General features: G+C 70.0%; 12 protein-coding genes. 10 read left to right on the forward strand and 2 right to left on the reverse strand.

Annotation, left to right across the window (positions count from 1 at the left end):
• Positions 1 to 35: 35 nt before the first annotated feature.
• From ACIQI8_RS25395 to ACIQI8_RS25440, 10 genes are all read left to right on the forward strand, one after another.
• The gene (locus tag ACIQI8_RS25395) at positions 36 to 1,262 is read left to right on the forward strand and encodes an amino acid ABC transporter substrate-binding protein (RefSeq protein ID WP_402354808.1); all 1,227 of its coding nucleotides are present in this window, start codon (positions 36 to 38) and stop codon (positions 1,260 to 1,262) included.
• The gene (locus ACIQI8_RS25400) at positions 1,259 to 2,143 is read left to right on the forward strand and encodes a branched-chain amino acid ABC transporter permease (RefSeq protein ID WP_124001317.1); all 885 of its coding nucleotides are present in this window, start codon (positions 1,259 to 1,261) and stop codon (positions 2,141 to 2,143) included. Before ACIQI8_RS25395 ends, ACIQI8_RS25400 begins: the two co-directional genes overlap by 4 nt.
• On the forward strand, positions 2,140 to 3,972 hold the full coding sequence (locus tag ACIQI8_RS25405) for an ATP-binding cassette domain-containing protein (protein ID WP_402354810.1): 1,833 nt from the start codon (positions 2,140 to 2,142) through the stop codon (positions 3,970 to 3,972). Before ACIQI8_RS25400 ends, ACIQI8_RS25405 begins: the two co-directional genes overlap by 4 nt.
• Entirely contained in the window at positions 3,969 to 4,700 is a 732-nt protein-coding gene (locus ACIQI8_RS25410) for an ABC transporter ATP-binding protein (RefSeq protein WP_124001319.1), read from the forward strand. Before ACIQI8_RS25405 ends, ACIQI8_RS25410 begins: the two co-directional genes overlap by 4 nt.
• Entirely contained in the window at positions 4,697 to 5,797 is a 1,101-nt protein-coding gene (locus ACIQI8_RS25415; protein WP_402354812.1) for a hypothetical protein, read from the forward strand. The genes ACIQI8_RS25410 and ACIQI8_RS25415 overlap by 4 nt, the downstream gene beginning before the upstream one ends.
• A gap of 109 nt (positions 5,798 to 5,906) precedes the next feature.
• Complete coding sequence (locus ACIQI8_RS25420; protein WP_402354814.1) at positions 5,907 to 7,109, forward strand: DUF5624 domain-containing protein; 1,203 nt, start codon at positions 5,907 to 5,909, stop codon at positions 7,107 to 7,109.
• A gap of 19 nt (positions 7,110 to 7,128) precedes the next feature.
• Entirely contained in the window at positions 7,129 to 7,929 is an 801-nt protein-coding gene (locus ACIQI8_RS25425) for an HpcH/HpaI aldolase/citrate lyase family protein (RefSeq protein ID WP_402354816.1), read from the forward strand.
• Between the two features lie 41 nt (positions 7,930 to 7,970).
• Positions 7,971 to 8,846, forward strand: coding sequence for an amidohydrolase family protein (locus ACIQI8_RS25430; protein WP_402354818.1), 876 nt, complete (start codon positions 7,971 to 7,973; stop codon positions 8,844 to 8,846).
• Positions 8,847 to 8,973: 127 nt separating this feature from the next.
• Positions 8,974 to 9,366 carry a VOC family protein gene (locus tag ACIQI8_RS25435; protein WP_402354820.1) on the forward strand — a complete coding sequence of 131 codons (393 nt, stop codon included), beginning with the start codon at positions 8,974 to 8,976 and terminating at the stop codon, positions 9,364 to 9,366.
• A gap of 39 nt (positions 9,367 to 9,405) precedes the next feature.
• Entirely contained in the window at positions 9,406 to 10,476 is a 1,071-nt protein-coding gene (locus tag ACIQI8_RS25440) for an adenosine deaminase (protein ID WP_402354822.1), read from the forward strand.
• Here the strand turns inward: ACIQI8_RS25440 and ACIQI8_RS25445 are convergent.
• Together ACIQI8_RS25445 and ACIQI8_RS25450 are read right to left on the reverse strand one after the other, a co-directional pair.
• Entirely contained in the window at positions 10,458 to 10,973 is a 516-nt protein-coding gene (locus tag ACIQI8_RS25445; RefSeq protein ID WP_402354824.1) for a DinB family protein, read from the reverse strand. The genes ACIQI8_RS25440 and ACIQI8_RS25445 overlap by 19 nt on opposite strands.
• A 27-nt stretch (positions 10,974 to 11,000) precedes the next feature.
• Positions 11,001 to 12,503 carry a carotenoid oxygenase family protein gene (locus ACIQI8_RS25450; protein ID WP_402354826.1) on the reverse strand — a complete coding sequence of 501 codons (1,503 nt, stop codon included), beginning with the start codon at positions 12,501 to 12,503 and terminating at the stop codon, positions 11,001 to 11,003.
• Between the last annotated feature and the right edge of the window lie 67 nt (positions 12,504 to 12,570).

The following is a 12,570-nucleotide window of genomic DNA, read 5'->3' on the forward strand; positions in this document are numbered from 1 at the left end:
CTCGCCATCACGATCACCAATTCGAGGTGAATGTCATGCCAGGATTCGGCCGAAGCGGACGACCCACCGCCCTGCTCAGCGCGACCGCGGCGGTGCTGCTGCTCGCCACGGCGTGCGGCTCGGGGACGGGATCGAGCAGCGGTGCCATCAAGATCGGCGCCTCGCTGCCGCTGTCGGGCCCGGTCGCCGACGCCTCCAAGCCGGCGTACGAGGGCTACAAGGTGTGGCTCGACCAACTCAACGAGAAGGGCGGCCTGTTGGGCCGCAAGGTCGAGCTGAAAGTGCTGGACGACGGCTTCGACCAGAACACCGTCGTCACCAACTACAACCGCCTCATCAGCCAGGAGCGCTCCGACCTGCTGCTTGGCACCTTCTCCTCCAAGCTCAACCTGCCGGCCTCGGCGGTGGCAGAGCGCAACAAGATGCTCTACGTCGAGCCCTCCGGTGGCGCCGAGGAGATCTTCACCCGCGGCTACGACTACCTGTTCTTCGCCCAGCCCAGCACCTCGCTGGACCTGCCGGACCAGTTCGTCCAGTACATCAAGTCGCTGCCGGCCGACCAGCGGCCCAAGACCGCCGCCTATCCGACCCAGGACGACCCCAACACCGACGTCACCATCGAGCAGTTCCGCAAGGAGCTGACCGCGCTCGGGGTGAAGACGGTCTACAGCGAGAAGTACGCGCCCGAGACCGTCAACTTCGACCCCATCGCGAGCGCCGTCGCCCGCAAGAAGCCCGACCTGATCATCCATGGCGCGGTCACGGCGGGCGACGGCGCGGGCCTGGTCAAGGCGCTGCAGAAGCAGCAGTTCAGCCCCAAGATGATGTTCCAGACCAACGCCCCGAGCCTCATCGGCTCCTACCCCAAGGCGATCGGCGAGAAGAACACCGAGGGCATCTTCACCTCCGCGGCCTGGAGCCCGAAGGCCGACTACAAGGGCAACGCCGAGTTCGTCGCCGCGTACACGAAGGCCTACGGCGCGGCCCCCGGCGACGACGCGGCGAATGCGTACACGGCGGGCCAGGTGCTGGAGGCCGCGGTCGAGGCCGTCGGCAGCCTCGACCAGGGCAAGCTCGCCGACTGGCTGCACTCGCACACCGTGCAGACCATCGTGGGTCCGCTGAAGTGGGACGAGCGCGGTGTGCCCGACGGCAACATGCTGCTGGCCCAGTGGCAGGGCGGGAAGTTCGAGTTCGTCGCCCCGGCCAGCCAGAAGACCGTCGACACGGTGGTCAACCCCAAGCCCGGGTGGTCCTCGTGAGCGAACTGCTCCAGACGCTGATCCTGGGACTCCTGATCGGGGGCGTGTACTCCCTCGCGGCCTCCGGCATGACCCTGATCTTCGGCGTGATGAAGGTCGTCAACCTCGCCCAGGGCGGCATGCTCATCCTCAGCGCGTACCTCACGTACACCCTGTGGGAGGCCACCGGCATCGACCCGCTGCTCCTGGTGTTCATCACGACGCCCTGTCTGCTGGTCGTCGGCTGGGTCACGTACTACGTCTTCATCGAGCGGTCGCGGACTACCGATCCCTCGATGGCCCTGGTCACCACCTTCGGTCTCACCCTCGTCATCAAGGGCGTCATCGCGCTGATCTGGGGAAACGAACCGAAGTCGGTCACCCCCGGCTACGCGAACCGGTCCTTCTCGGTGCTCGGGCTGCGGTTCCCGCAGGCCCAGGTGTACGCCTGTCTGGTCGCGGCCCTGGTGCTCACCGGGCTGTATCTGCTGCTGCGGCGCACCTGGCTCGGGCGGTCCATCCAGGCCACCGCGTCCAGCGCGGAGGGCGCCCGGCTGATCGGCATCGAGGTCCGTACCGTATGGGCCGCCGCCTACGCGCTGGGCGTGGCGGCGGCGGGGGCGGGCGGCACGCTGCTGAGCGTGCTGTACCCGTTCATGCCCAGCTCGGCCGACCACTGGATCGGCCTCGGGCTGTCGATCATCGTGCTCGGCGGCATGGGCAGTCTCGCCGGCAGCGTCCTCGGTGCGCTCGCCATCGCGCTCGCCGAGTCGCTGACCTCCACCTACATCGCCCCCGACTGGGCCGCGGGAGTCCCGTACCTGGCCATCATCGTGGTGCTCGTGGTCCGCCCGCAGGGCCTGCTGGGTGCCCGGCTGCGAGAGGACATGAGCCGCGCATGACCATCAACCGCCTGCGCATCTACGGAATCGGCCTGGCCGCCGTCGGCCTCGCCGTCCTCCCGCTCGTCAACGACAACGCCTATGTGCAGAACATGGCGATCATGGCGTTCCTGCTGGCCGTCATGGCGTCCGGCTGGAACATCATCTCCGGCTACGCCGGCTACATCTCGCTGGGTCAGAGCGCCTTCCTCGGCGTCGGCGCCTACACCACCGCCCTGCTGTCCATCCACACCGGCGTCTCCCCGCTGCTCGCGGCCCCCGTGGGCGGCGCCGTCGCGGCGGCCTCCGCGCTCGTGCTCGGCCTGGTCGGCCGACGCACCCGGGGCATCGCCTTCGTCATCATCAGCTTCGCCTTCCTGGAGTTCATGTCCCTCGTGGTCTCCAACTGGGGCTCGCTGACCAACGGCAACCACGGCCTCGCGCTGCCGCTGCCGAGTTGGGACCGCGCCTATCTCAACTGGCCCTTCTACTACTACCTGTTGGCCCTGCTCGCGCTGACCGTGTGGGGTTCGTGGGCGATCCGCCGCTCCAAGTTCGGCATCGGCCTGATGGCGCTGCGCGACGACGAGTCGAAGGCCGACGGCATCGGACTGCGCACCGACCGCTACAAGATGTTCGCTTTCGCCGCCAGCGCCTTCCCGATCGGCGTGGCCGGCGGGATCTACGGCTACTACATCGCCTTCCTCGAACCGGCGGCGATGTTCGACATCATCATCGCGATGCAGATCGTGCTCGCCGCGCACCTCGGCGGTGTCGGCACACTGTGGGGGCCGGTGCTCGGCGCCTTCATGCTGGAGCCGCTGAACCAGTTCACCAACCAGACCCTCAGCGGTCCTGACGCCGGTTCCTGGCGGCTGATCATCTACGGGGCCCTGCTCGCGGCCATCGTCCTGTTCTTCCCCAAGGGCGTCCTTACCGAGGGAGCCAACTGGCTGGCCCGCCGGCGCCGCACCGGACCGCAGGCGAAGGCCGGCACCCGGCTGACGCCCGTGCCCGCCCATCTGCCGGCCGCCGTCCTGGTGAGGGACCGCGCCCCCGCGCCGGCCGAAGTGCCGCTGCTGCGGGTGACGGACCTGAGCAAGTCCTTCGGTGGCGTACGAGCCGTCGACGGCTGCTCGTTCACCGTCGAGCGCGGCTCGATCACCGGCCTGATCGGGCCCAACGGGTCGGGAAAGACCACGGTGTTCAACCTCCTCGACGGCTCCCTCACCGCCGACCACGGCACCATCCACCTGGGCGAGCGGCGCATCGACCGGTTGCCGCGCTGGCAGCGGGCGCACGCGGGACTCGCCCGCACCTTCCAGGCGACCAGGGTCTTCCCGCAGCTCACCGCGCTGGAGAACCTTGCCGTGCCCAGCCGCTCCTTCTCCACGACCGGTCTCGCCGCCTCGGCGATCAGCGGCAAAGAGGCCGAACGGGCCCGCGAATGGCTCGACTTCGTCGGGATGGCGGCCTACGCCGAACACCGCGCGGGCGACCTGTCGTACGGGCAGCAGAAGCTCGTCGAACTCGCCCAATCGCTGATGCTGGAGCCGGAGTTGCTCCTGCTCGACGAACCGGCCGCGGGCATCAACCCGGCCCTCGTGGAACGGCTCGGCGACATCATCCGCAAACTCGACGAGGCCGGCACGACCGTGCTGATCGTCGAGCACAACATGCCGCTGGTGCTGTCGCTGTGCGACCACATCCACGTCCTGGCGCAGGGGCACGTCATCGCGAGCGGGCCGCCCGGACGGATCGAGCAGGACCCCGCCGTGCTGGACGCCTACCTCGGCGACCACTCGCCCGGACCGGGCACCAACCCGGCGACCTCGGGAGCCACCGCATGATCACCTTCAAGGACCTGGTGGTCGGCTACGGACGCGCCGGTGACATCCTGCGCGGCGTCGACTTCACCGCCGCCGAATCCGCCATCACCTGCATCGTCGGACCCAACGGCGCGGGCAAGTCCACCGTCCTCAAGGCGTGCAGCGGACTGCTGCGCCCGCGCGCGGGCCGGGTGCTGCTCGGCGACGAGGAGATCGGCGGCCGCCCACCCGCGGAGATCCTGCGCCGCGGAGTGGTCCAAGTGCCCCAGCACCACGGGCTGTTCCCGTCCCTGAGCGTGCGCGAGAACGTGATGCTCGGCGCGTACGTCAACCGCAAGGAGCGTGCGCGCAACCGGCAACGGTACGAGGAGATCGCCGAGTTGTACCCGCTCGTCGCCGAACGCGCGGACGACAAGGCCGCGTCCCTGTCCGGCGGCCAGCGCCGCACCGTCGAGTTCGCGCGCGCCCTCATGCTGCGCCCCAAGGTCGTCCTCCTCGACGAGCCGACCCTCGGCCTCGACCCCAAGGCGAGCAGACAACTCGCCGACTCCGTCACCACGTTGAACAAGGCGGGCGTCACCGTCCTGATGGTCGAGCAGAACGTGCGCTTCGGCCTCACCCTCGCCGACCACGCCGTCGTCATGGAGGGCGGCCGCGTCCTGCACACCGGCGCCGCCGACGCCCTGCTCGCCGACCCGCACATGGCCCAACTGTTCTTCGGAGCCCCACCCCGGCAGGAAGCGTCATGACCAGCACCCACCTGAACCTGATCCAGACCATCCCGGCCTCCGGCGCCCGCGCTGCCCAACCCTTCACCGTCGGAGGCCTGGAACTTCTCGCGATCCCCCAACTCGCCTACGACATCCCCGGCACCCCCGCCCACATGAACGGCGGCGACAGCGAGACCGAGACGCTCCTGCTGCGCCGGGACGGCGACCGGTTCGAACCCTGGGGCAGCCTCCCGGACCCCGGCGGCGAGGACGCCGAGTTCTTCACGATCGGGGACCGTTCCTTCCTCGCGGTGGCGAGCATCCGCAACGGCGCCGGGCCGTACGAGTACGCCATCAACTCCATGCTCCACGAATGGGACGGCATCCGGTTCGTGCCCTTCCAGGCCTTCGACGGGTTCGCCGCGAAACAGTGGAAGCACTTCACCGTCGGGGGCCGGCACTTCCTCGCCCTCGCGCAGGGAGTCGCGCTCCCGCACCTCGCCGAGCAGAACCGGCCCTCCGTCATCCACGAATGGGACGGCACCCGCTTCACCCACTTCCAGGACATCCCCTCACGCTGGGGCTACAACTGGCACGCGTTCACGGTCGGCGGCCACGTCATGCTCGCCCACGCCGACCATGTGGACCCCAGCGTCCTGTACCGCTGGGACGGTTCACGGTTCGTGCCGCACCAGACGCTCGCCGACGCGGCCGGCCGGGCCTTCGCCACCTTCGACGACCCCGGCGGCAACGGGACGTACCTCGTGGTGGCCCGTATCGACGACGGCTCGCAGGTCCTGCGCTGGGACCCCGCGGCAGACCGGTTCGTGGAGCACCAGAAACTCACCGGCGCGGGCGCCCGCGAACTCGCCCTGCTGCGCACCGACCGCGCGCTCTACCTGATCCGGGTCAACTTCATCCACGGCACACCGGCCGACCCCACCTCCGCGCTGATGTCACAGCTCTACCGCTGGGACGGTGACCGACTGGACGTCGTCGAGGAGTTCCCCACGACCGGCGGCACCGACATCGCCGTACTCCCGGGCGCGACGGGCCCGTTGATCGTGCAGACCAACGCGCTGACGGCCGATCTGCGCTTCGCCGCCGAGAGCCGTGTCTACCGCTTCGCCGACTGAAGCCGCCGCCCTGCTGGAAGCCCACCGCTTCGCCGACCCAAGCCGCCGCCCCGCCGACGGTCCACCGCCGCGCGGACCGAAGCGCCCGCCCCGCGAAGGAGAGATCGACTTGTCCGAACACGAGAGTCGCGAACTCATCGACCTGTTCACCGCGTACACCGCCGGCCCCCACTCCATCGGAGCGCACCTGCGCGCGGCGGCGGCCGAGGCGCACGCCCGCGATCCCCTGCTGGTGGTCACCGGCGCCGACATGGCCCTGTACCCGGGCGACGGACGGCCGCCGACGGTCCTGCCCTACCGGCTCAGCAACCGCGGCTTCAAGGAACTGGCCGCCGTCTCCCACCTGGGCACGGCCCTGGCCTCGCTCGTCGAACTGCACCGCCACGACCCCCGAGGCGTGTGGCGGGCCGACGCCGAGAACCTGCTTCATCAGGTACGACGCTCCCGCGCCGCCAACAGCACCGCACTGTGGCGTGACCGCATCGCGGCCGTCACCCACCGGGGCCGCGAGGAGTCCATCGCCACGATGGTCGACTACGCCTGCGCCGTGACCGAGCGATACCTCGTCCGCGCGCTGACCGACCCGTCCTGCCTCGACCACCGGACGCTGCGCGAGGAGTACCTGGAGGACGGGCACCCCGACCTCCCGGTGTCCTTCAACCGGATCATGGTCGCCACGTTCTTCCTGGTCGGGATGGACAACGCGCACCGGCTCATCGCCTGGTGCGACGACCAGGACATCGACTGGGCCCGCACCATGGTGGTCGTCGTCGGCCAGATCGGACGCCCCACCGCCGGTGTCACCTGGCGCACCAACGGCGTCGCCGGCACCGTCCTGGCCGCCTCCCGGCACACCCTCCCGCTGGACCGTCTCTACATCGCCCCGCACGCCCGCGGGTTCGCGACACCCACCGGGGGCGACCTCAGCGAAGTGCGGGCCCTGGAGCCGGTGTTGCGGCAACTGTGGGCCGGTACCAGGGTGACGGTCGAGCTGGGCGGGTCGATGTTCGAGGGCTACCCGGCGTTCTCGCCCGGCGACGACCGACCCGGACTCCTGGGCGAGCGGACGGTCTCACGGGCCGACGAGGTCATCACCGAACAGCCCCGCATCCGCTCGCCCAAGGACTGGTTCACCCTCGTCACCCGGCTCCGCCTGGTCATGGAGGACCCTCGCCAACTGCTGTCCGGCGCGGTCACCGACTACGCCGCCCAGCAGCTCATCGAGCACGGCAACGACCCGCGCGCGCTCACCGTCCCCGGCCTCGACGACGAGCCCTACCCCGCCTACGGCTCCGTCTCCGCGGCGGCCTGACCCGAAAGCGACCGAACCCATGCCTCAACTCCCTTCCTCCGAAGGGTTCCTGGAGCGCCTGCACGCCGGCGAACCCACCCTCATGCTCACCGTCCGCACCGGCCGGACCCTGGAGGTCGTCCACATCGCCCGCTCCAGCGGTCACCACAGCATCCTCGTCGACCTCGAACACTCCACCATGTCGACCGACACCGCCGCCCAGTTGTGCACGGCCGCCGACGGCCTCGGACTCACGGCGCTGGTCCGGGTCCCCGAGCGCGAGTACGGAATGATCGGCCGCCTTCTGGACGGCGGCGCCCACGGGATCGTCGCGCCACGCATCGAGACCGTCGACGAGGCACGTGACGTAGCCCGCGCCTGCCGCTTCGCACCCCGCGGTCAGCGCTCCCAGACGAACATGGTCCCCCAACTGGGCATGCGCCCCACACCCGCACGGGACCTCAACCCCGCGCTCGACGACACCACCATCGTGCAGATCCTCCTGGAGACACCGGCCGGCATCGCCAACGCGGACGAGATCGCCGCCCTCGACGGCGTCGACATGCTCGCCCTCGGCGCCAACGACTACACCGCCGAACTGGGCGTGCCGGGACAGTACGACGACCCGCGCGTCCGCGACGCCGTGGAGACGCTGGCGAACGCCTGCCTCAAGCACGGCAAGCTCATGGTGCTCGGCGGCATCGGCGACCCGGCGCTCCTCGGCAGCCTCGTCCCCCTGGGCGTGAGCCCGCTGCGCATCACCGGCACCGACAGCGCCTTCCTCTTCGAGGCCGCCCACGCGCACGCCCAGCGGGCGCTCTCCACCTTCCGTCCCCAGTAGCCCTCGCGCCTCCCCGGTTCCCCCGACAGTCAGGACCGACGATGACCGCAGACCTTCCCCAGCCGACCCCCATGCGCGCCGCGGAGAGCAACACCAAGCCCAAGTTCGAGGTGCCACCGAACAGTTGCGACACCCACTTCCACGTCTTCGAGCCCGGATTCCCCACGGTCCCCGACCCCCTGTACGGATTCCCCGACGGGACGCTCGAGCAGTACCTGCGGATGACCGAATGGCTCGGCATCGAGCGCATGGTCCTCGTACAGCCCACGTACTACGGCACCGACAACAGCCTGCTCGTCGACGTCCTGAAGAAGGTCGGTCCGCGCTGCCGCGGTGTCGTACGCATCGAAGAGGACGCCACCGACAGGGAGTTGGACGAGTACCACGAGCTGGGGGTGCGGGCGATCCGGCTCGACCTGTTCGCGCGGGCGTCCTGGCCGACCGATGATCTCATCGCCTACGTCCGCAGGATGGCCGACCGGGCGCGTCCGCGCGGCTGGCACCTGCAGTTCTACACACCGGGGACGGTCGTCCGGGATCTGCTGCCGTTCTTCGCCGATCTGGAGGACACCTTCGTCATCGACCACATGGGATACATGAAGGAGTCGGACGGGCTGACCCGGGCGGACTTCGACCGGCTGGTGCGGGTCCTGGACGGGGGCAGCTGCTACATCAAGCTCTCCGGGGCGTACCGCATCGCCAAGGACCAGCCGCTGTCCACCGTCGAGCCGCTGGGCCGGGCGCTGGTGGCGGCCCGACCCGACCGCCTCGTGTGGGGATCGGACTGGCCGCACCTGACCGACGGGCAGCGGGACACCGGCGAACTGTTCAACCTCCTCGCCGACTGGGCACCCGAGGAGGCCGACCGCCGGCAGATCCTGGTCGACTCTCCCGCCAGGCTGTTCTACGCCGACTGACCTGCCCTTCTCCCAGGCTGCCCCGCAGGTCGGACGACCCGCGGGGCATACACTTGTCGTGCGCGGCGTTTTACGTATAACCTCACCCGTCAATCGCCTGCGCCCGTACCTGTACCGAGAGGCCCCGATGAGACGCATCGCCCTGGTCACCCTCGTCGTCGACGACTACGACGAGGCGATCCGCTTCTACACCGAGGCCCTCGGATTCCGGCTGGCCGAGGACGAGGCGCGGCCGGACGGTTCCCGCTGGGTCGTCGTCGAGCCCGGGACGGACGGCACCGGCACGGGGCTTCTGCTGGCCCGCGCCAAGGACGAGGCGCAGGGCGCCAGGGTCGGGGACCAGACCGGCGGACGCGTCGGGTTCTTCCTGCACACCGACGACTTCGCCCGCGACCACGGCCGGATGCTCGCCGCCGGAGTGACCTTCCTGGAGGAACGCCGGCACGAGAGCTACGGCTCGGTCGCCGTCTTCCAGGACCTGTACGGAAACCGCTGGGACCTGCTCCAGCCTGCAGCCTGACCCGCCCCCGCTCACCGAACGACCGAGGAACCACCCCACATGTCTTCTACGCGCATAGACGCCGACGTCATCCGCCGCTTGCCCAAGGCCGTCCTGCACGACCACCTCGACGGCGGCCTGCGCCCCGCCACCGTGGTCGAACTCGCGGCGGAGATCGGTCACACCCTGCCCACCACCGACCCCGACGAGCTGGCCGCCTGGTACTTCGAGGCCGCGAACTCCGGTGACCTGGTGCGCTACATCGCCACCTTCGAGCACACCCTCGCCGTGATGCAGACCCGCGAGGGCCTGCTGCGCACGGCCGAGGAGTACGTCCTCGACCTGGCGGCGGACGGCGTGGTCTATGCCGAGGTGCGCTACGCCCCCGAGCTGAACACCAAGGGCGGGCTCACCCTCGCCGAGGTCGTCGAGACCGTCCAGGAGGGGCTCGCGGCGGGCATGGCCAAGGCGGCGGCCGCGGGCACGCCGGTGCGGGTCGGCACGCTGCTGTGCGGGATGCGGATGTTCGACCGGGTCGGTGAGGCGGCCGACCTGGCGGTGGCGTTCCGGGACGCGGGTGTCGTCGGCTTCGACATCGCCGGGGCCGAGGACGGCTTCCCGCCCGCCGACCACCTCGACGCCTTCGAGCGGCTGCGTCGCGAGAGCGTGCCCTTCACCATCCACGCCGGTGAGGCGCACGGACTGCCCAGCATCCACCAGGCGCTCCAGGTCTGCGGCGCCCAGCGCATCGGGCACGGCGTCCGGATCACCGAGGACATCGTCGACGGCAAGCTCGGCCGGCTCGCCGGCTGGGTGCGCGACCGCCGGATCGCCCTGGAGATGTGCCCGACGTCCAACCTCCAGACCGGCGCCGCGACCTCCATCGCCGAGCACCCGATCACCGCCCTGAAGGACCTCGGGTTCCGGGTCACCCTCAACACCGACAACCGGCTGGTGTCCGGTACGACGATGACCCGGGAGATGTCGCTGCTGGTCGATGAGGCCGGCTGGGCAGTCGAGGACCTGCGCACGGTCACGGTGAACGCGGTCAAGAGCGCGTTCATCCCGTTCGACGAGCGCAGGTCCCTGATCGAGGACGTTGTCCTGCCGGGTTACTCGGCCTCGCTCTGAAGCAGCCCCCGCAGATAGGCCGCCTGTCCGACGTGCTGGAGATCGTCGGACAGGACGCTGACCAGCCGTACGCCGAGGGTGACCGGCGGGTCCCAGCGTTCGTCCACGACGCGTTCGAGGTCCGTGGCGGCCAGATCCCGCAGCACGGTCAGGGTCTGCGCGTGGACGGCGTCGTAGTAGCCGGTCAGCAGTTCGCCGTCGTCGACCCGCACCTTGGCGACCTTCGCGGCGCTGTGGCCGTATCCGATGTCGTCGCGGGGCAGGTCGAGCGCGAACCGCTTCTCCCAGTCCTGGGTGAGCCAGACCTGGTCCAGCCCGAAGGCGTCGGCGACGTGGTCGTCCTGGACGCGGGCGAGATGCCAGATCAGCCAGGAGATGGAGTTGGCGTCGGGCGAGGGACGGGTGTTGAGGAGGTCGGGGGCCAGCCCTTCGACCGTGTTGTGGACTTCTTCCTGGATGCGGCCGTAGGAGTCGATGAGGATGTCCTTTGCATGCATGCCCCCACCCTCGCGCATCCCGATCGCTCACGCGTCCGGAATCCAGCTCCCGTGGAAACCCAGTGGCACCCGCCCCGGCAGATGGATCCGCGCCAACGGCTCGCCCGTGAAGTCCTGCGCCGCGAGGATCACCAGGTCGGCCGCCCCGCGGTCCGGATTGTGCGCGTACGCGATCGCGTAGCCGTCGTCCTCGGCCTTGGCGCCCCGGCGCGGCACGAACACGGCCTCGCCCGCCGCCGCGCCACGCGGCAACCGGTGGATCTGGGTCGATCCGCGCAACAGGTCGTGCTTGATCAGGGCGTTGCTGAAGGCGCTGTCCGGCGGCGGGTTGCCGTCGACGGCCAGGTAGGCCGCCGTCATCTCGGCGGACGCCGCCGTGTACGCGTACCGGTGCCGGCGCGACACCAACTCCTCGCGGACGCGCGGGAACTCCTGCGGCCGGTCGTCGATCGTGCGGGTCCGCACCCGGCCGCCCGGCACGTCGATCGTCCAGCGCTCCAGTGAGGCGGTGCCCGCGCCGTAGGGGCCGTCGGCGCCGCGTCCCGCGACGTGGAAGGGCGCCGGGTAGGTCGTCATGTCGACGACCACGGACGAGCCCTCGTCGTAGGCGTTGAGGGTGTGCGAGTAGTACACCGGATCCACTTCGAACCAGCGGACGGCGCCGCCCTTGCGCGGCAACAGGCCGACGCGCATGGGATGTTCGTCGTTCCAGATGTACGGCACGAGGTCGCCGCGCTCGGCCGCCGCCATGTCGAAGGTGATGGGCACGTCGAAGATCACGACGTACTTCTCGGTGAGCGCGAAGTCGTGCATCATCGGGGCGTCCGCCACCGGGATCCGGGTGGTGCGTACGACTCGTCCGGTGTGGTCGATGACCTGGTGCCGGACGTGGTCCCAGGTCGGGTAGTAGGCGATCGCGTGCAGCTCGCCGGCCACCGCGTCGAACTTGGTGTGCGCGGTGAAGGCGCCCTCCAGCGTGCCCCGGAAGTCGTACGTGCCCACGGTGTTGAGCTCGTGGTCCAGTTCGTACGGCAGCGGGCCGCTCTCCTGCAGCGCCAGGATCCGGCCCCGGTAGGGGATGACATGGGTGTTGGAGGGGAAGTCGTCCGGCGGCACCGGGCGCGGGTAGGGCTCACCCAGCTTCTTCGCGACCTGCGAGGAGCGCACCCACCGGTTGCGGTACCACTCGGCACGTCCGTCGCGCAGCCGCACGCCGTGCACCATGCCGTCGCCGAGCATCCAGTGGTGGGCCCGCGGATCCTCCAGGCCCAGCACGTTGGGGCCGTTGCGCAGGTAGCGGCCGTCGAGGTCGCGCGGGATGCGCCCGGTGACCGGCAGGTCGAAGGCGGTCAGCTCTTCGGTGACCGGCTTGAACGCGCCTTCCAGGAAAGGGAAGTGACGTGTCGTCATCTCCGGCTGCGGCTGCCGGGAAGCGGCCGACGCCTGGAGGCCTCCCGTGCCGATGAGCCCGCCGGCCGCCGTGATCGCCGCCGCGCCGCGCAACACGTTCCGTCGTGTGTGGTCGCTCATGTCCGGTACTCCTGATCGCAGTTGTCGTGAGGAACAGTCACGAGTCTGCGATCCGGAACGGGCCCGG

The organism is Streptomyces sp. NPDC092369 (assembly GCF_044755245.1).
GTDB lineage: Bacteria > Actinomycetota > Actinomycetes > Streptomycetales > Streptomycetaceae > Streptomyces.

Bases quoted from the DNA above. Each gene is read 5' to 3' on its own strand.
- ACIQI8_RS25440 (WP_402354822.1), top strand. From the start codon at position 9,406: ATGTCTTCTACGCGCATAGACGCCGACGTCATCCGCCGCTTGCCCAAG.
- ACIQI8_RS25395 (WP_402354808.1), top strand. From the start codon at position 36: ATGCCAGGATTCGGCCGAAGCGGACGACCCACCGCCCTGCTCAGCGCG.
- ACIQI8_RS25435 (WP_402354820.1), top strand. From the start codon at position 8,974: ATGAGACGCATCGCCCTGGTCACCCTCGTCGTCGACGACTACGACGAG.
- ACIQI8_RS25445 (WP_402354824.1), bottom strand. From the start codon at position 10,973: ATGCATGCAAAGGACATCCTCATCGACTCCTACGGCCGCATCCAGGAA.
- ACIQI8_RS25430 (WP_402354818.1), top strand. From the start codon at position 7,971: ATGACCGCAGACCTTCCCCAGCCGACCCCCATGCGCGCCGCGGAGAGC.
- ACIQI8_RS25405 (WP_402354810.1), top strand. From the start codon at position 2,140: ATGACCATCAACCGCCTGCGCATCTACGGAATCGGCCTGGCCGCCGTC.
- ACIQI8_RS25410 (WP_124001319.1), top strand. From the start codon at position 3,969: ATGATCACCTTCAAGGACCTGGTGGTCGGCTACGGACGCGCCGGTGAC.
- ACIQI8_RS25425 (WP_402354816.1), top strand. From the start codon at position 7,129: ATGCCTCAACTCCCTTCCTCCGAAGGGTTCCTGGAGCGCCTGCACGCC.
- ACIQI8_RS25450 (WP_402354826.1), bottom strand. From the start codon at position 12,503: ATGAGCGACCACACACGACGGAACGTGTTGCGCGGCGCGGCGGCGATC.
- ACIQI8_RS25415 (WP_402354812.1), top strand. From the start codon at position 4,697: ATGACCAGCACCCACCTGAACCTGATCCAGACCATCCCGGCCTCCGGC.